Annotated in this window: 18 protein-coding genes; 10 read left to right on the top strand and 8 right to left on the bottom strand. The window is 47.5% G+C overall.

The genetic code is table 11. The annotated features are described in order from the left end of the window. Positions 1–31 precede the first annotated feature (31 nt). Positions 32–1,378: a replicative DNA helicase gene (dnaB, locus tag NSB25_RS21965; protein WP_103241335.1), complete on the top strand. Its 1,347-nt coding sequence runs from the start codon at positions 32–34 to the stop codon at positions 1,376–1,378. Positions 1,379–1,482: 104 nt separating this feature from the next. Next, positions 1,483–2,193, top strand: a complete 711-nt coding sequence (locus tag NSB25_RS21960) for a helix-turn-helix domain-containing protein (protein ID WP_103241334.1) — start codon at positions 1,483–1,485, stop codon at positions 2,191–2,193. A 52-nt stretch (positions 2,194–2,245) separates the two neighbouring features. On the opposite strand, the gene NSB25_RS21955 is transcribed toward NSB25_RS21960, so the two are convergent. The 5 genes from NSB25_RS21955 to pflB form a co-directional block, all read right to left on the bottom strand. Next, complete coding sequence (locus tag NSB25_RS21955) at positions 2,246–2,419, bottom strand: DUF362 domain-containing protein (protein WP_103241333.1); 174 nt, start codon at positions 2,417–2,419, stop codon at positions 2,246–2,248. A 39-nt stretch (positions 2,420–2,458) separates the two neighbouring features. Continuing rightward, positions 2,459–3,220 carry a pyruvate formate-lyase-activating protein gene (gene pflA, locus NSB25_RS21950; RefSeq protein WP_103241332.1) on the bottom strand — a complete coding sequence of 254 codons (762 nt, stop codon included), beginning with the start codon at positions 3,218–3,220 and terminating at the stop codon, positions 2,459–2,461. A gap of 108 nt (positions 3,221–3,328) precedes the next feature. Beyond that, the gene (grcA3, locus tag NSB25_RS21945; protein WP_257479312.1) at positions 3,329–3,652 is read right to left on the bottom strand and encodes an autonomous glycyl radical cofactor GrcA3; all 324 of its coding nucleotides are present in this window, start codon (positions 3,650–3,652) and stop codon (positions 3,329–3,331) included. A 23-nt stretch (positions 3,653–3,675) separates the two neighbouring features. Beyond that, positions 3,676–3,879 carry a hypothetical protein gene (locus NSB25_RS21940; RefSeq protein WP_103241331.1) on the bottom strand — a complete coding sequence of 68 codons (204 nt, stop codon included), beginning with the start codon at positions 3,877–3,879 and terminating at the stop codon, positions 3,676–3,678. A gap of 81 nt (positions 3,880–3,960) precedes the next feature. Beyond that, a complete protein-coding gene (pflB, locus tag NSB25_RS21935; protein ID WP_103241330.1) occupies positions 3,961–5,997 on the bottom strand; it encodes a formate C-acetyltransferase in 2,037 nt (678 codons plus the stop codon). Between the two features lie 265 nt (positions 5,998–6,262). On the opposite strand from pflB, the gene NSB25_RS21930 reads away from it, so the two are divergent. Then, positions 6,263–6,454, top strand: coding sequence for a DUF1858 domain-containing protein (locus NSB25_RS21930; protein ID WP_172455223.1), 192 nt, complete (start codon positions 6,263–6,265; stop codon positions 6,452–6,454). A 76-nt stretch (positions 6,455–6,530) separates the two neighbouring features. Here NSB25_RS21930 and NSB25_RS21925 read toward each other — a convergent pair whose 3' ends face one another. Then, on the bottom strand, positions 6,531–7,280 hold the full coding sequence (locus NSB25_RS21925) for an adaptor protein MecA (RefSeq protein WP_103241328.1): 750 nt from the start codon (positions 7,278–7,280) through the stop codon (positions 6,531–6,533). 560 nt (positions 7,281–7,840) lie between these two features. Between NSB25_RS21925 and NSB25_RS21920 the strand changes: the two genes are divergently transcribed. Beyond that, positions 7,841–8,077, top strand: a complete 237-nt coding sequence (locus NSB25_RS21920) for a hypothetical protein (RefSeq protein WP_103241327.1) — start codon at positions 7,841–7,843, stop codon at positions 8,075–8,077. A gap of 301 nt (positions 8,078–8,378) precedes the next feature. Further along, the gene (locus tag NSB25_RS21915) at positions 8,379–10,085 is read left to right on the top strand and encodes a glycosyl hydrolase family 18 protein (protein WP_103241326.1); all 1,707 of its coding nucleotides are present in this window, start codon (positions 8,379–8,381) and stop codon (positions 10,083–10,085) included. A 66-nt stretch (positions 10,086–10,151) separates the two neighbouring features. Here NSB25_RS21915 and NSB25_RS21910 read toward each other — a convergent pair whose 3' ends face one another. Both NSB25_RS21910 and NSB25_RS21905 read right to left on the bottom strand, forming a co-directional pair. Next, entirely contained in the window at positions 10,152–11,027 is an 876-nt protein-coding gene (locus NSB25_RS21910) for a hypothetical protein (protein WP_146040135.1), read from the bottom strand. A 31-nt stretch (positions 11,028–11,058) separates the two neighbouring features. Next, positions 11,059–11,961, bottom strand: a complete 903-nt coding sequence (locus tag NSB25_RS21905; protein ID WP_103241324.1) for a class B sortase — start codon at positions 11,959–11,961, stop codon at positions 11,059–11,061. A gap of 133 nt (positions 11,962–12,094) precedes the next feature. On the opposite strand from NSB25_RS21905, the gene NSB25_RS21900 reads away from it, so the two are divergent. The 5 genes from NSB25_RS21900 (at position 12,095) to NSB25_RS21880 (ending at position 19,045) form a co-directional block, all read left to right on the top strand. Beyond that, entirely contained in the window at positions 12,095–12,793 is a 699-nt protein-coding gene (locus NSB25_RS21900; protein ID WP_416385576.1) for an N-acetylmuramoyl-L-alanine amidase, read from the top strand. Positions 12,794–13,072: 279 nt separating this feature from the next. Then, a complete protein-coding gene (locus tag NSB25_RS21895) occupies positions 13,073–15,646 on the top strand; it encodes an ATP-binding response regulator (protein WP_103241323.1) in 2,574 nt (857 codons plus the stop codon). An 18-nt stretch (positions 15,647–15,664) separates the two neighbouring features. Continuing rightward, positions 15,665–16,987, top strand: a complete 1,323-nt coding sequence (locus tag NSB25_RS21890) for an ABC transporter substrate-binding protein (protein ID WP_103241322.1) — start codon at positions 15,665–15,667, stop codon at positions 16,985–16,987. A gap of 135 nt (positions 16,988–17,122) precedes the next feature. Beyond that, a complete protein-coding gene (gene glnA, locus NSB25_RS21885) occupies positions 17,123–18,454 on the top strand; it encodes a type I glutamate--ammonia ligase (protein WP_103241321.1) in 1,332 nt (443 codons plus the stop codon). A 42-nt stretch (positions 18,455–18,496) separates the two neighbouring features. Continuing rightward, positions 18,497–19,045, top strand: coding sequence for an ANTAR domain-containing response regulator (locus NSB25_RS21880; RefSeq protein ID WP_103241320.1), 549 nt, complete (start codon positions 18,497–18,499; stop codon positions 19,043–19,045). Positions 19,046–19,050: the final 5 nt, after the last annotated feature.

Below are 19,050 nucleotides of genomic sequence, written 5' to 3'. Positions count from 1 at the left end.
GAAGAAAATCATCTCCGAAAGTGTGGGTGTCATGGAAGAAAACGTACTGAAGAGAATATTGCCGAACAGTCTGGAGGCCGAGCAGTCTGTAATCGGTTCCATGATTATGGACCGGGAAGCTATAGTAGTTGCCTCTGAGATTATCAGCGGAGATGATTTCTACAATAAACAGTATGGTGTATTGTTTGAGACCATGCGGGAACTGAACGATGCGGGAAGTCCGGTAGATCTGATTACCCTGCAGGATCGCCTGCGGACAAAGGATGTGCCGCCGGAGGTCAGCAGTCTGGAGTTTATCAGAGAGCTGCTGAGTACACCGCTGACTTCGGCAAATATCAAGTACTATGCCGGAATTGTAGCCGAGAAATCCACACTTCGCAGGTTGATTCGGCTCAATGAAGAGATTGCCAATACCTGTTATGCCGGTAAGGAATCTCTGGAATATATTCTGGAGGACACGGAAAAACGCGTTTTTCAGCTGGTACAGAGGCGTACCAGCGACGATTATGTTCCCATTCGCCAGGTTGTAATGAATGCGATGGATAAAATTGAAGCAGCGGCGAAGAACAAGGGAAATGTCACTGGAATTCCAACGGGTTTTCTGGACCTGGATTATCGCACGGCAGGACTGCAGCCTTCGGATCTGATTCTGATCGCTGCCAGGCCTTCCATGGGCAAGACTGCACTTGAGCTGAATATCGCCCGCCATGCAGCATTCCGGAAGAATCTGACAGTGGCGATTTTTAGTCTGGAAATGAGCAAGGAGCAGCTGGTAAACCGTATGCTTTCCATGGAATCATATGTGGATTCTCAAAAGCTCCGGACAGGGCAGATGAATGATCAGGAGTGGGAGAAGCTGATTGAAAGTGCAGGGGTGATTGGAAAATCCTCATTGATTATTGACGATACCCCGGGAATCAGCATTGCGGAGCTCCGGTCCAAATGCCGCAAATATAAGCTGGAACATAATCTGTCCATGATAATGATTGATTATCTGCAGCTGATGACAGGAAATGGTAAGAATGAGTCCAGACAGCAGGAAATTTCAGATATTTCGCGGGCGCTGAAAGCAGTGGCCAGAGAACTGTCAGTACCTGTGGTTGCATTTTCCCAGCTTTCCCGGGCTGTGGAGCAGAGACCGGACCACAGACCGATTCTTTCAGACTTGAGAGAATCAGGTGCTATTGAGCAGGATGCGGATGTGGTTATGTTTATTTACCGGGATGAGTACTATAATCATGATACGGATAAAAAGGGGATTGCGGAGCTTATCATTGCCAAGCAGAGGAACGGTCCCATCGGAACTGTAGAGCTGGCCTGGCTGCCGGAATATCAGCGTTTCGTCAATCTGGAGCACGGACAGACAAACAGAGAATAATTAACAGCTGGAAATTACGAAAGAGAATGGGTGTGATTGCTCATTCTCTTTTTTTCTTCTTCAATTGTATGGAAGTTCGGTCAGTTATCCGGAAAGGAGCAAAAATGGGCAATTATTTATTTATTTCTGATGCGGCAAAAGAGGTAAAGGTAGAAAGCCATGTACTGCGCTATTGGGAGGATGAACTGCATCTGCCCATTAAGCGCAATGAGCTGGGACATCGCTATTACACAGAAGAGGACGTGGAGCGGTTTAAGCAGATTAAAGGATTGAAGGAAAGGGGATTGCAATTGAAGGCGATTAAGATGATTTTAAAGGATGGTAAGCTGGATGTACTTCCAACCGAGCAGAGAGAGATAGTTCGAAGCGATGAGGCGGCGGAAAGTGAATTGTCCGGAGAAAGTCCGGAAATGGCTATTGATATTGTTCCGGGCAAGAAGGCGCAGGAGACTGTTCAGGAGTCCAGAGAGGACAAGTCCAGACGGCTTCAATGGCTGCTTCAACAGCTGATACGCCAGACTTTGCAGGAGAATAACGGACAGCTCTGCCGTGAAATCCGGGAAAGTGTGGTAAAGGAGCTGGATTATCAGTTCCGGATGCAGGAAGAGCGAGAAGAAGCCAGGGACAGGATGCTGGCAGAACGGGATGAAGAGCATTATAAGAGGATGGACGAGCTGCTGCGGAAGAAGAGTCGCCTGATGAGAAGGACCAAAGCAGAGAAGAATCAGGAGAAGACAGCAGGGAAGGAGGGTCAGGGGATACCGGAGACGGTACAGCCTGCGCTGAATGGTAAAAAGAAAAGACGCTTCATTTAATGAAGCGTCTTTCCTATGTGAAACAGGATTCAAATATACTGTCTTACTCGTATTATTTTTCTTCTTCAATTGCTCCGGTGGGGCACTGACCTGCACAGCTGCCGCAGGAAATGCACTTATCGGGGTCAATCTCGAATTTACCGTCTCCCATGCTGATTGCACCTACAGGGCAAGCTCCTGCACAGGCACCGCATGCTACGCACGCATCTCCGATTACATATGCCATTGTATTGTCCTCCTTTATATTGTGATATATTGCTCTGATTCAGTGTAGATCCTCTTCAGACCTTCTTTTTTTAATGCCGTCGATAATTGCTTTCTTTTTGTCCAGCAGCTTATCCTTGTCCATGGGAGGAATACCTTTCAGGCGATATTCCATGCCCATACTCTGATATTTTTTCTCACCCATGGTATGATAGGGCAGCACATCAAGTGCTTTCAGATTGCTGAACTGTCCGATAAAATATCCCAGTTGAAACAGATACTTTTCATCATCGGTGATTCCGGGAACAACCACATGCCGTATCCACATGTCCACATGCTTTTCGTTGAGATAGGCAGCGAACTTCAGGATATTTTCATTTGGCTGCAGAGTAAGCTCTCTGTGCTTTTCCGGATCGATATGTTTGATATCCAACATGACCAGATTGGTCAGAGCCATCAGCTGATCAAGCTTAGCCATCAACGGAGCATTATCCGGTTGGAATGAAATTCCGGAACTGTCTATACAGGTGTGAATGTCTTTTTCCCTGGCAAGAGTAAACAGTTCAATGAGAAAATCCAGCTGCATCAAAGGCTCGCCGCCAGTTACCGTCAGACCGCCTCCGTTTGCATAAAAGGCCTTGTTCTTCTCGTATTGCTCTATAATATAGGAAGGCTCCATGAGGGTGCCGCCATTCATTTCCCAGGTGTCGGGATTATGACAATAGGCGCAGCGCATGGGACAGCCCTGTACGAATACGACAAAACGGGTACCGGGACCGTCAACGGTTCCAAAACTTTCCAGAGAATGAATTCTGCCCTGCATAAGATCACCACACTTTCTGAGATTTATGACTTTGCAAATAATACATTTATAATTTCCATCAGCGGAAATCCCCGGGAAGAATTACTCCCCGGGGTTCTGTCCAGTCAGTTAGATTGACTCATGGAAAGTACGGGAGATAACATCTGCCTGCTGCTCGGGAGTCAGCTTAATGAAGTTAACAGCATAACCGGATACACGAATGGTCAGCTGAGGATAGTTCTCGGGATGCTTCTGAGCATCCAGCAGCATATCTCTGTTCAGAACGTTTACGTTCAGATGATGACCGCCCTTTGTTGCATAGCCGTCAAGTAAGTTAACAAGGTTGTCAACCTGTGCAGTATTTGTTGCCATAATGATTTCCTCCTTATATTTAAATATTATATGATTATGTCTGGGAAGAATACCGGATTTCAGTATTCTTCCCGGCTGCATGCATTGCGTGGGAACGCGGACGGTCAGTGATAATCATCCAGTCCCTGCTCAAGTGTGGGTACACTGCAGGCCAACGGTGTCCTGGAACAATCCGTACAGCCCATTGTCTGAACGTTTTTTGACTGTCCGGCCTGTTCGTCAAAGTCTACATTAACATGGCCGACACCTTCGGTCATACCGGAATCCAGCATTTTCACAAGGTCATCGATCATTTTTTTCTCGTCCATGATACCCTCCTTTTACTTTACATGAAAAACGTCTTACTCAAAGCCGGTTTGATGTCAGTGACATCATGGAACTGACATGTCTTATTTTAAATCCAGTTCGATATCACCGGAGAACACTTTGTCTTCCTTGCCCAGAGCGCCGGGAATGATGGTGAAGGTATTGGAGATACCGTCCTGTGCATCATTGAAAGGAAGCTTGGATACAGAAGCAAGGGAAGCTACTGCACCATGTGTGTCACGTCCGTGCATGGGATTTGCTCCGGGTGCGAAAGGCTGGCCCTTCTTACGTCCGTCAGGTGTATTACCGGTAGCCTTACCATAGGTAACGTTAGAGGTAATGGTCAGGATGGAAGTGGTAGGGATGCCGTTTCTATAAGTATGATGTCTCCTGATGGCAGTCATGAACTTATGCACAACTTCCTGAGCGATACTGTCCACACGGTCATCGTCATTACCATATTTCGGGAAGTCACCGGTAGTCTTGAAGTCAACAATCACGCCGTCTTCGTCGCGGATGGGCTCAACCTTTGCATACTTGATTGCGGAAAGGGAATCAGCCACGATGGACAGACCGGCAACACCGGTTGCGAAATAGCGCTTCACATCTCTGTCATGCAGAGCCATTTCAGCTCTCTCATAGCAGTATTTGTCATGCATATAGTGAATGATATTCAGAGTATTCACATATACATCAGCCTGCCACTCAAGCATGTCGACAAATTTGCTCATGACATCATCATAATCAAGCACATCGCCGGTTACAGGACGATACTTGGGACCTACCTGCTTCTTGGTTACTTCGTCCACACCGCCGTTCAGAGCGTAAAGCAGACATTTTGCAACATTTGCACGAGCGCCGAAGAACTGCATTTCCTTACCGATTACCATGGAAGATACGCAGCATGCAATACCGTAATCGTCGCCGTGATCAATTCTCATCAGATCGTCGTTCTCATACTGGATGGAAGAAGTCTGGATGGACATCTTCGCACAGTATCTCTTCCAGTTAGCCGGCAGCCTGGTAGACCAGAGTACGGTCAGGTTGGGCTCGGGAGAAGGTCCAAGGTTGGTCAGTGTATTCAGGTAACGGAAGCTCATTCTGGTAACCATGTGTCTGCCGTCAACACCAACGCCGCCCAGGGATTCGGTTACCCATACGGGATCGCCTGCGAAAATCTGGTTGTACTCGGGAGTACGCGCAAATTTGATCAGACGCAGCTTCATAATGAAATGGTCAACAAATTCCTGAATCTGCTCTTCGGTAAACGTACCGTTCTTCAGATCTCTCTCCGCATAGCAGTCAAGGAAGGTGGATGTACGTCCAAGGGACATAGCGGCACCGTTCTGCTCCTTCACAGCGCACAGATATCCGAAATATACTGCCTGAATGGCTTCCTGTACGTTGGAAGCGGGCTTGGAGATATCGCAGCCGTAGGAAGCAGCCATCTCCTTCATCATCTTCAGGGCAACCATCTGCTCGGAAATCTCTTCACGCAGACGAATGATATCGTCGGTCATCACGCGTCCGGTGGAATCCTTCTGCTCCTGCTTGTCCTCGATCAGCCTGTCGATACCATACAGAGCAACACGTCTGTAGTCGCCGATAATACGTCCGCGGCCGTAAGCATCGGGCAGACCGGTAATGATATGAGAAGAACGGCAGGCTCTCATCTCCTGATTGTAAGCGTCAAAGCAGCCTGCATTGTGGGTCTTTCTGTGAGTGGAGAAGAATTCGGAAATCTCCGGATCAACTTCGTAACCATTGTCGGAACATGCTTTCTCTGCCATACGGATACCGCCATAGGGCTGAAGAGATCTCTTGAAAGGCTTATCGGTCTGGAAGCCTACGATGGTCTCCTTGCTCTTGTCAAGGTAGCCGGGGCCGTGGGAGGTAATGGTGGAAACAACTTTGGTATCCATATCAAGAACACCGCCTGCTTCTCTCTCCTGCTTCTGCAGGTCAAGTACCTGTGCCCACAAATCTTTTGTGTTCTGTGTAGGACCTGCCAGGAATGCTTCATCGCCTTCATAGGGATGATAGTTCCGCTGGATGAAATCACGAACGTTGATTTCTTTGTCCCACTTGCCTGCTACAAAATCTGTCCATTCTGGTCTCATTTTGAAATAACCTCCTGTAAAATTTTAAGTTATTAAAAGTGAAATACTACTTCTAACTGTCATGCCTTTATTATATGAAAAACGAAGAGGAGAGTCAAGGCGTGAATGTGTACTTTTTTGGGTACATACGCCGTAAAATACGAAATTTTAGAAGAATTTTATAAACAAAACGGCTTATCCATTTTTTGGCCTGAATAGCTTGTCAGATTTTATGAAATGATTTATACTGAGTCCATATCAAATATATTACAGAGAGGAGAAAATCATGGCTGACATAACGAAAGAAATGACAATCGGCGAGATTCTGCGCACCAATCCGGATGTGGCTCCGGTTCTGATGGAGGCGGGAATGCACTGTCTGGGATGTCCTTCCGCACAGGGAGAATCCCTGGAGGAAGCGGCGATGGTCCACGGAATTGATATTGACGCTTTGATGAAAGCCATTGAAGCGCTGTAACAATGACTCCCCCGGTCCTGTCTTGCAGGATTCCGGGGGCTTATTCACTCCATATGGAAGTACTGTCGAAGCCTGCTCAGGAAGCTGCTTTTCCCAGAGCGTGCACAGCGTTGCCGTGAATCAGAGATTCATAATGTTCGGCCAGAAAGGCGCTGCTTCCCGGTACGGTTCGCTGGGGAATTCCATACTCCGAGACAATATTACAGGTTCTGTCGAAGACACTGTTCTCTTCCTCTCCCTGTGTCAGCAGCAGCAGGTATTTTCCTGCATTTCCTTCAGAACGGCCATTTTTGTACAGAGAACTTAATCCGTGAAAGCTTTCGGCGATAATGGCAGATACCTCTATCACCTGCTGCAGAGAATGCATCAGGAAAAGCCGGGTATGCTCCTTTGGAGCGCCGTCGGAGTTTTCCGGCGTGCTGCCGGACTCACCGTCGTTCCTGTCCGCCTGCATCTGCCGGAACAGATCCAGTATTTCGGTGGAGGCATCCTCCCCGTAAGCGGAGATTACACCGTCTCCCCCCTCATCCTCAGTGACAGAGGGAGAAAACCTGGAAAAACGAGTATCCAGTTCTTCCGGGTCCTCTACCTTGGTAATAATCAGGACGATACATTCGGCGTTTAACGGAATGGCTTCTATCATAAGCGGAATATCTTCGGCTTCAAAACCAAATTCAAAGTTTGCCTGTCTCATCATATCGCGGAACAGTGTTTTGGCTTTTTCCGTTCCGTAAGCCAGTTCACTGATTTTCAGTTCGCGGCTTGCCAAATCTTCTCTGGTCAGAGTGCAGCGAATCTGGTTCTCATTTACTTTTTCGATTTTCATGTGACAACCCTTTCCTTTCTGCATAGCTGAACTGTAATGTAAATGCTTTGTTAGTCATAATATACTTTCAGCTTCTTTTAGTCAATAGCAGATATTGGAGTTTAACAATTTTTAATAATTCGTGCGTTTTTACTTGCCAAATCAATATGGCTGTGGTATAGTAACTTTGTAGATGCCTTTGGTACTCTGTACGGGGAAGGAGGCGGCAGTCTTGTTTTCAGGTTGATTTCACTGATTTTTGGAACAACTCGTTCCACTTCATCCTTTATTATTCTAAGTGTGTATGGCACATTATATGACAGAATAAATAATCTGCCATAAGTCTAAGGATGTCTTACAAGCATTGTGCTGGAAGTAACAGCCTGCTTGATCATAGGTATGTCAACTAATTTTCACAATTATAATTCAATTTAAACTTAACCGACGATGGAAATTTTTACCATTGCGCGTACTGCCGAAGGTATTTACTTTATTTTAAGGGTTTTCCCGAAAAATAATTCATCACGATATCCGAATCCTTTTGGACTGGACGGGAAGCCCGAAAATGAGGAGGAACTGTTTTGCATGAAGAAAAAAGCAAGATAAAGAGTATGGAGGGGACTAAAAAGGATATGCTTCTGCAGTTGGAACAGATGCGCAGGAGCGGAGTGGAACTTTTTGTGGACGGCCGTGCCGTACTTCCGATTGAAGTGGTGGCCAAAGCGGTGCGGGAGAACAGTCCCTATATGGCCGATTATGTACTGGATCCTTCCGGAGCCATTTGTCAGGTGCGGTTTGACAAGGTGACCCGGTGCTGACGGTTTCGCCATGAAGTGTCGTATTATCGGCCCAGTGTAAATGCCTCTGGATTGTGTGAAACGTAAATGCCGTAAATGAATCAAAGAAAACCTGGAAAGTGAACAGAACAGGGAAACGGAATGCTGCCGTCTGCGGAAAACGGGATTGCCTCTCATGCTGACGGCGGTGGCATTCTGTATTCGGCAGGCAAAATGTTACTAAAATGTTACAAAATTAATAATGACGTAATGCTCAAACTGTGATATGATGAGTGTGTTCGTGTAGACAATTACATTCTGAAGAAAGGTTTGCTGACACATTATGAAAAAAAAGATAATTCCCATAGTCGTGGCTCTGGTACTGATTTTAATCGTGGCCCTGGTAGGATTTGGAGGAAAGATACTGGACAAGTATACTTACAGTAAAGAACTTGCTGATCTGGATGAATATTACGGCGTGATAGAAGGAGAACTGGCTATTATTCTTCAGGATGACTGGGTTGAAGAGAAGGCAGCTTTGAGGGAAGGCAGAGTATACTTTGATCTGGATACGGTCTTTGCCTATCTGAACGAGGGATTTTATGTGGATATGGCCGAGGGAAAGCTGCTTTATACGACGGCAAATGATACCGCAGAGGCCTTATTTGACGGGAGGGAATACAGCGACAGGAACGGAAGTCATCCCACAGAGTACATGATATGTTATGCCGAAGGGGAGGCGGTTTACGTGGCTGCAGATTATATAAAACTGTTCAGCAACTATTCCTGGTCTCTGTTCGACAGACATGTACAGGTCTATACTCAATGGGGGCAGAGACAGACCATGGAAGTTGCCAGGGACACGCAGATTCGTGTGCTGGGCGGGATTAAGAGTCCCATTCTGCGGGAAATGGAAAAGGGAGAGACTGTGGAAGTACTGGAGGAGATGGAGAGCTGGAGCAAGGTGAAGACCTCCGATTCCATTGTGGGATATATTGAAAATAAAAGGCTTGCCAATCCGGGAACTGAGACAGAGCTGGCAGTGACGGATTATGTGGCGGAGGAGTATACTTCTGTCAGAATGCCGGGCAAAGTGAGTCTGGCATGGCATGCCATAGGCGGGGAAGGCGGCAATGATACCCTGGCCGATATGCTGGCGGAAGGAAAGGGGCTGAATGTCATTGCGCCCACCTGGTTCAGCCTGAATGATAACGATGGTAATTTCCGCTCCTTTGCAAGTACAAAGTATATCCAGCAGGCCCATGATGCGGGACTGCAGGTATGGGGAGTGTGGGACAATTTTAACTATAAGAATGAGACCGGTGCGGATATCAGCAGTTATGAGGTGCTGTCTTCTACCACAAAGAGACGGACGCTGGTGCAGAGCATTGTGGATACGGCATCCGGACTGGGACTGGAGGGTGTCAATATTGACTTTGAAGGTCTGGATCAGAAATGCGGAGTCCATTATGTACAGTTTTTGAAGGAACTGTCCGTGCTGTGCAGAAGCAGCGGACTGATACTGTCGATTGATAATTATGTCCCTTTTAATTTCAATAATTATTACAGGCTGGATGTTCAGGGACAGATTGCGGATTATGTGATTATCATGGGCTATGACGAGCACTGGCATGGCAGCGGTGATCCCGGAAGCGTGGCGAGTATTGAATATGTGTCAAACGGACTGGCCAGAACGCTGGAGGAAGAGCAGGTTCCGGCGGAAAAGGTGGTAAATGCACTGCCTTTCTACACCATTCTGTGGAAGACCGAGGGAGCTGAGGTAACAGATCAGTATATTACGCTGAACAATGTAGAGGATTATCTGCAGAGAATGAATATACAGCCGGAATGGGACGAAGCGGTCTGTCAGAACTATGCGGAATGGCAGAGCGGTTCTGCCACTTACCAGATCTGGGTGGAGGATGAAGAGTCCATTGCCGTGAAGCTGAATGTAATGAATGCGAAAAATATAGGCGGGGTGGCTGTGTGGAGACTGGGATATGGCACTTCCGAAGCGTGGGATTTGATTGCAGCCTTTGCGAATTCCTGAGTCTGCAGAGTGATGAGAGGGAATCATTAAGGGGACTGCCGCGGCAGTCCCCTGTTTCTTTATATTTTATTCTTTTGATTTTTTAAGCCGGATGGCCATGCTTCCGAACATGCACAGAACTCCACCGCATATGAGCCAGAAGGCAGAATTGCTCTCACCCGTTTTGGGTACGGCATCATATTCATCATCGCTGTCGGCAGGAGCAGCAGGTGTCGGCTGAGCTGCGGGCTGCTGCGTTTCCGGCTGTTGGACTTCCGGTTGAGGCGTCGGCTGTTCGACAGGCTGGGAAGACGGCTCTCTGCTGTACTGCCAGTCAGGTGTATTCAGATCTCCATCCTGGTCGATGATGAGGCTGCCGGCCTGGAAATCATACAAATCATAAAACGTCCGGGGCAGAGTGTCGGAGGGGGCATATAAATGTCCTACGGTGCCGCCGCAGCCCACAGAAGAAGTAATTTTGTCGTTGCAGTGAATTCTCAGTTCCTGGATATTGTTGCCGAAATTCACAAGTGAATTATCATATACATGGGCATTGGTAATATTGCCGTTGACGGAGCAGGAGGAATTGCTGAGAATATAACAGTCCTGAACGCCTCCTGTGTTGATAACCGTAAAGGCTGACGTGGAAACGGTGAGATTGGTAAAGCGTGTGCTTCCCAGATCCAGTGTGACATCAGCAGTCGTATCATTGTAAACTACAACGGTGTCCCCGGCTTTCAGCACTTCCCGCAGCTGATAAACCTGCCAGGAAGTCACGGTATCGTCAAATACGGATCTGTTTTCCTGATAGCACCATTCCTTCTGATCGGCCAGGTACTTTACCACATAAGTGACGGGCTCTTCCGCGGCCACCTTCAGACAGTTTCCCTCGGACAGAAGAAACAGCATAACAGCAGTGGCCATCATGGCGATAATGTTTCTGAAACTCTTTCCTTTTTTCATTGTGTGAACCTCCTTTACTTGTGTGAACTTTTTATTCATGTTCCGCTTTTTCTTCTTCATCAACTGGCAGGTACAGGTCGCCGGGCTCCGTTTCCTTTGCCACAACCACAAATCTGCCCCGATCCACATGGTAAACGCAGGTGGACAGTGTCAGAAAATGATCTCCGAACTCGGCTGTGACACCGGTGTCATAAAGAGAAAGATCTTTGATATTCTGATAAAAATCGTCAAATTCCTCCGGGGTATCTGCCTGAAAGAATTTATAGAACTTAAATACCTGATCTGTCTTTTTATAAACCTGGGAACGGAAAACGGCAATCACTTCATAATTGCGCTGCAGCTCTTTTGTATATAGGATGATGCTTTTGTGCTTTTCACAGAAGTCGGCGTCTTCATATTCCGTAAGACTGCCGAACATGGCGCCGGATTTCATGTTATGTCCGTGAATAATCAGATTGGTGGTCAGCGGGTTCAGACAGCTGTCAGTATCCAGAATCAGGCAGCCATTATTGTCTGATTTCCCGTCGAAGCCGCGGAGAAGGTAATATTCTTCGTCCTCCGGAGTCCACATGACAGGATAATCTACGGGAGTACCAGGAATCTGAATCCATGCGGCCATATCCTCATTTGCCAGAAAACTGTCACGGTAAGGATTCTCCACGGGAACGGGAGCAGGTTCCGGGACTGCGGTGGGCTCCGGCGAAGGTTCGGGTGTTTCCTGTGCTGATTCGAGATCAGATGCTGAACTTTCTGCGGAAGGCCCGGAGGATTCGGCATTCTTCAGGGCTTCTGCGGAAGCGCGGAGCTCATCCAGCGTTTCCTGAGAACGGCTGTCGTTTTGCTTCTGCCGGAAAAGTATGACACCGGCGGCAATGAGACACCCGACAGCAGCACAGGCCAGCAAAACAGACAAAATGGTTTTGAGATGTTTCATGGTATTTCCTTTCTACTAAATCCATATTAGAGGAAAAATAAATACAATGCAACCTGTTTTAAAAGTTTTAAAGAAAAATTAATAAGAATATAAATGGTAAAAAGACTTGTTCAGAGAGGGAAAAATGAACAGATTGCAATACAGAATATTGTCTGTGGCCATGGGCGTCATGCTGGTGGTATCCATGTTGATTGTGGGAAGAGAGGCAGCCAGGTATGCAGCGGGGGAGAACGTAAAGATAAAAGAGGACAAAATATGTGTGGTTATAGATGCCGGTCACGGAGGGGATGATCCGGGAAAGGTGGGTATTAACGGTATCTATGAGAAAGATGTGAATCTGCAGATTGCAGAATTGCTGAAGTATTTTCTGGAAGCCAATGATATAACAGTTGTGATGACAAGGGAATCGGATGAGGGACTGTATGATGCAGATGCCCCCAACAAGAAGGTGCAGGACATGAAAAGGAGAATTGACCTGATTGACAGGGCGGCGCCTGTGCTGACCGTCAGCATTCACCAGAACAGTTTTCCGGAAGAATATGTTCACGGTGCCCAGGTTTTTTTCTATACGGGAAGCACACAGGGGCAGCTGCTGGCGGAATACATTCAGAATCAGCTGGTGGAGAAGGCAGATCCTGAGAACAGACGTCAGGTCAAAGCCAACGACAGTTATTACCTGCTGAAAAAAACGGGAAGCCCCATTGTGATTGTGGAGTGCGGCTTTCTGTCCAACAGTGCTGAAGCGGAAAAACTTCGCACGCCGGAATACCAGGAGAGAATAGCCTGGGCCATACATATGGGGATTCTGCAGTATCTGAATAATGACGACTGAAGAACTTACGGCTCTGTGACCTGCCTGAACTGTTACGCATATATTATTGTAGATAACATGTCGGTCAGGTCACAGAGCTGTTGTTATTGTATTCCACAGGAATTCAGGTTCCGGTTAGACCGCAATAACCGTTCAGGGATCTGTCCGAACGGTTATCTGTCTTTCTTACAACTGGCTTATGAGATATGGATTTTATCAAAGAACTGTGCTATAATTTATATTTAACAACTTTAATGCTGCAAGATGAATTCATCTTTCCGAATGGAATGGAGATTTGAAATGAGAAAAAATCCAAGCGGAACCCCAAAAAATAAAGGAATTACCCTGCTGTGGTCCATTATACTTGTCTTTTGTATTCTGGGAGCCGTCGTATTTTCGGTAGCGCAGAAGATATCCCATGAAATGTCTGCATCAGCGATTCAGAATCTGAGTGAAAATCTGAATCTGATCAAAGCAACGATAGAGGCGATTTTAAATAATGAAGCGGAGTTCCAGAAACTGATTGCTCATAAAATAGCCTTATCCGACGACCCGGAGGCCTATATACGCTCATATGAGACAAATAAGTCCATGACCAGAATATCTCTGATTATGACCGGCGAAAAGGAGGGCATTTCCAGCACAGGGGAGAGTTTTTCCGAAAAGGACCTGGATTTCTCAGCAGGAGGAACGGTAGCCGGGCTGCCAATTTCTCAATCGTACCTGAACCATATGGGGACATGGGCGTATACCATAAAATGTCCTGTTGTGAAAGGGGACAGAGAGATTGCGGAACTATATATCGAATATGTCTATGACTCGCTGGACAGATCTCTTCCGGATGGATTTTACAATAAGCAGGCGGCTCTGTATATTATGGATACGAAAAGCAGACGGTTTGTGCTGAAACCTGAAGGAATGGGAATGCGGAGCGCAGGCCATCTGAACCTGGAAGATTTTTACCGGGCAAACAGTATAAAAGATACCGAACTGCAGACAGAGGTGGGGGATTGCCTGGAAAATGGTAAAAACATTTTGTTTTACCATGATATCAGGCAGGTGAATTCTCTGAATTATATGTGGTCTGTAAATAAAGGAACCATTTATCTCGTGGGCTATGTGGCGTTTGAGGCTATTCAGCAGGAAGGGCAGACGGTTAACCAGAATATTCTGCTTGTGGTTATTGTAATGCTGGTGGCATTCCTGTTATGCTGCATTTTGTATTATTTCAATCAGCGTCAGCAGGCAAAGAGCTGGAGAGAAAGGGAAGCAGAAAGAGAAATCCACAATAAGCAGCTAATGGAGGCGCTGCAGACAGCACAGATAGCCAATAACTCCAAGACCATGTTTCTATCCAATATGTCACATGATATCCGGACACCCATGAATGCAGTACTGGGTTTTACGACGCTTCTGGCCAAAGAGGCGGAAAATCCGGCTAAGGTGCGGGAATACACCAGGAAGATTACCGCATCAGGACAGCATCTGCTCAGTCTGATTAATGATATTCTGGATGTCTCTAAAATTGAAAGTGGTAAAATAGTGCTGACATATGAGGCGTTTTCATTAAATGATGTGGTGTCTTCCACGGATACCATCATCCGGCCCATGGCCAGGGCAAAAAGACAGAATTTTCATGTAGAGGTAAGGGGAATCAAGCATGAATATCTGATGGGAGATGAGACAAGAATCAACCAGATTCTGATTAATCTCCTTTCCAATGCTGTCAAATACACGCCGGAAGGCGGGAATATCTGGTTCCGGATTACAGGGCTTAAGCAGCGCTCCAGCCAGTATGAGCATATTCGAATCGAGGTGGAAGATGACGGGTACGGCATGACTCCGGAATATCTGAAGACCATTTTTGATGCCTTTACAAGAGCGGAGAACAGTACAACGAACAAAGTTCAGGGGACTGGACTGGGTATGGCGATTACCAAAAATATTGTGGAACTTATGGGCGGCACAATAGATGTTTCCAGTGAGATGGGAAAAGGGAGCCTGTTCCGGGTTGAACTTGAGTGCCGTATCCCGGAGGAACAGGCAGACAGGCAGTTCTGGAGACAATGCGGTATCGAACGAATCCTGGTCATTGACAATGATGAAGAGTTCTGTGAAAATATTTCTGCGATGATGAAAGATGTGGATGTCCAGGTTTCTGCGGTTCAGCGAGTGGAAGAAGCAAGAGCGCTCCTTCAGAATACGGACAGGAACGGGAAGCCATATCAGTTGATTTTAATTGACCGCAGTGTACCGGATATGGGTGATACCCATACGGTTCAGGCCCTGCGGGAAGTGGTGTCCGATACGATACCGATACTGTTACTGGCGGAGCATTGTATTGAGGATCCGGAAAACGTTTTTTATCCCGAAAATACTGACATTCTTGCAAAGCCATTTTTCATGTCTGCAGTGAAAGCAAAAATTATGGAGATGCAAAGCAGCTCAGCAATGGAGGACAAAACAGAAACAGAAAATAAGAACTCCCTGGAGGGGCTTCACTTCCTGGCCGCAGAGGACAATGAAATCAATGCCGAGATTCTTGCCGAGATTCTTCAGATGGAAGGGGCTGTGTGTGAAATTGTCGAGAACGGTCAGCTGGCAGTGGAGCGCTTTACACATGCCGCAGAAGGCGAGTTTGATGCGATTCTGATGGATGTACAGATGCCGGTGATGAACGGCTATGAAGCGACTGTGGCAATCCGGGCACTGGATCGCAGTGATGCCGGACAGATCCCCATTATTGCCATGACTGCAAATGCATTCGCGGAGGATGAGAAAGCTGCTCTGGATGCCGGAATGAACGCTCATGTGGCAAAGCCTCTGGATATGGAGCAGTTTAAAAAAGTGATCAGAGAATATGTAAAGCTTTAAAGTGAAAGGAACTGCGTAATGATAAGAAGAAAGAAAATGATTCGGGACATTGCGTTAATATGCCTTGCGGCAATGAGTGTACTTGGGCTGACATCCTGTGCAGGGCGTCCGGATCCGAATCAGAATGTGATTATCACAGAAGAAAAAGAAGTGCGGCTGGTGAATCTGTTCAGTCCTATGGAAAAGACGGATCCCGATGCTGAAAATGTGGCCAGAAGCGCAGCGGATACCACCATTGCAATTGCGGAAGAAAAACTTGGCGTGACAGTGGCATACAGGACTTATACTGCTGAAGACTATCAGGACAAAACCTATGATGATGTATCTCTGGACCGTGCCCGCAGCAATATGGATGACCTTTATCTGTTAAACCCGGATACAATTCGGAAGCTCGGGTCAGAAGGTGTATTGATGGATTTGTCAGGGCTGGACTGTGTCAAGAATCTGCGGGATGTGGTAAAGACGGCAAATACCGTGGACGGAAAGCTGGTGGCAATTCCGCAGGAAGTGGTTGTATATGGGCTTTTCATTAATATGGATATATTTAACGAATATAATCTGGAACTGCCGGAAACCCCGGAAGAGTTCCTGGAATGCTGTCGGGTACTGAAAGAAAACGGGATAGAGACACCTGTGGGGGCAAACCGCTGGTGGCTGGAGACATTTGTTTTCGCACAGGCCTATGCCGATTTATATAATGGAGGGAACACAGAGGAGGAGATTGCGGCTCTCAACAGCGGTGCGGCCAGGTATAGTGACTATATGCGTCCCGGATTCGAGTTTCTTCAGGAGATGATTGACTGTGGTTACATTGATGCCGAAAAAGCATATATCAGCGAAGCGATTGAAGGGGAAGGGACGGATTTCCTGACAGGGAAAATCCCTGTCGTAATGGCGTACTGGGGGGCGGCAAACACGGAGACCGCTTACGGGAACACGGATTTTGAATTACAGGTCATCGGCTTTCCCAGCAGCCGCGGACAGATGCCGGTTATGTCTATGACGGGATTTGCCGTTGGGGCGGAAGCGGAGCATGCGGAAGATGCCATGATGACGCTGGATGCCATACTTTCCGATGAAGCGTTACAGGCTTATACGGAAATCAACAAAGTTATTTCTCCCTCCCGAAATGTTGAGGTGGAATGCGTTCCGGCTCTGAAACCCCTGAATGACAGAGTCGGGGAGGGCGTCTTTGTTCTTGGCTGTAATGCCGGTATGAAGGTGGAGCAGTGGGGGAATACCTGCCTGATTGTACGTGAACTGTTAAACGGTGCCACAGTGGATGACTGTATGGCGGCTTTTGACAGGCTGCAGGAGGAAGCGCTGGATAGTTATAAGTGAGCTTTGGATATAAAAAAATATTGACAGACGGGCACTGTGGTTGTTATGATGGTGAGCAGAACAAGGGCGTTCACAAAAGGGTGGAACAGCCCTTGTTGTGCATTTGAAAGTAAATATCGGAAACGGAGGGTATTGATGAAGAATTACACGAGGGAAGATATCGTGAAGCTGGTGGAAGAGGAGGATGTGGAATTCATCCGTCTGCAGTTTACGGATATGTTGGGAAATCTGAAAAATATTGCGGTTACGGCCAATCAGCTGAACAAGGCGCTGGAAAACAGGTGTGTGTTCGACGGCTCCTCTATCGACGGTTTTGCGGGGATTGAAGAATCTGACATGTATCTGCATCCGGATCTTTCCACACTGGAAATTTTTCCCTGGAGACCTCAGCAGGGCAAGGTGGCGAGAATGATATGCGACATTTATCGTCCGGATGGGACACCCTTTGAAGGGGACCCCAGGCTGGTGCTGCGGCGGGCGCTCAGAGAGGCTCAGGACATGGGATATACTTTTGAAGTGGGACCGGAATGTGAATTTTTCCTTTTCGATACGGATGAAAATGCCATGCCCACCACACAGACTCATGAGCAGGCCGGTTATTTTGATTTGGGACCGCTGGACGGAGGGGAGAACGCCAGGCGGGAGATTGTCATGACGCTGGAAGATATGGGACTGATTATGGAAGCTTCCCACCATGAAGAGGCGCCGGCACAGCATGAGATTGATTTTCGCTATGACGAGGCGCTGACCGCGGCGGACAATATCATGACATTCAAGCTGGCGGTGCGGACCATTGCAAAGCGGCATGGACTCCATGCAACTTTTATGCCGAAGCCCAAATACGGTGTGAATGGTTCCGGTATGCACATTAATATGTCTCTCCACAGGAATGGGAGAAATATATTTGAAGATCAGAAAGATGCCAACGGACTGAGCCGGGAAGCATATTATTTTATCGGCGGAATTATGAAGCATATAAAGGGAATGGCGGCTGTCACCAATCAGCTGGTGAATTCCTACAAAAGGCTGGTGCCGGGATACGCAGCTCCGGTGTACATTGCGTGGAGTACCACCAACAGAAGTCCCCTGATCAGAATTCCGGCGGACAGGGGCGGGAACACCAGGATTGAACTGAGGAGTCCGGACTCTGCGGCAAATCCCTATCTGACGCTGGCAGTGTGCCTGAAGGCCGGACTGGACGGGATTGTGAACCGCATTGAGCCGCCTGAGAGTGTGGACTGTAATATTTATACCATGTCGGATGCGGAGAGAAAGGCGCGTAAAATCGAGAGTCTGCCGGGAACGCTGATAGAGGCCGTGGAGGAACTCAAAAAAGACTCCTTTATACTTGACGTGCTGGGAAAACATGTGGCGGAACGATATATTGCGGCAAAAGAGAAGGAATGGCAGCGGTATCGGGCTCAGGTGTCGGAGTGGGAGATTCAGGAGTATCTGTACCGCTATTAGCAGGAATTCCTGGCCGGAACATGGGGTGCCGGAGGTGAACAGTTGACGAATATCATTGTGGCGTTGCCTGAGCTGGGGGATGCAAAGGGCATAAAAAATGTACTGGTGCGGAACGGATTCCGGGTAACCGGCGTCTGCACTGCCGGGGCGCAGGTAATCGGGCAGGCTGACGGATTAAATGACGGTATTGTCATATGCAGCTACAAGCTGACGGACATGGTCTATTCGACATTGCGGGAATGCCTGCCCCCGGGATTTGAACTGCTGTTGATAGCTTCCGATCATCTGCTGAGCCATTGCGGCGGGGAGGGAATTGTACGATTGTCCATGCCCTTGAAAGTGAATGATCTGGTAAGCACCGTGGGAATGATGACGGCAGAGCAGGAGCGGCGCAGACGCCGGGCCCGACTGAAGCCGAAGGTGAGAAGTGCGGAAGAGGAAAAAGTCCTCAGGGAAGCGAAGGAAGTGCTGATGGTCAGAAACCATCTGACGGAGGAAGAGGCACACAGATATCTGCAGAAGTGCAGCATGGACAGCGGAACAAATCTGACGGAGACAGCCCTTATGGTGCTGTCCATGATGAAAGGATAAGACAG

The organism is Acetatifactor muris, assembly GCF_024623325.1.
Lineage (GTDB): Bacteria > Bacillota > Clostridia > Lachnospirales > Lachnospiraceae > Acetatifactor > Acetatifactor muris.
Note: the sequence above shows the minus strand (reverse complement) of the source record. Positions and strands in the feature narration are given on the sequence as shown.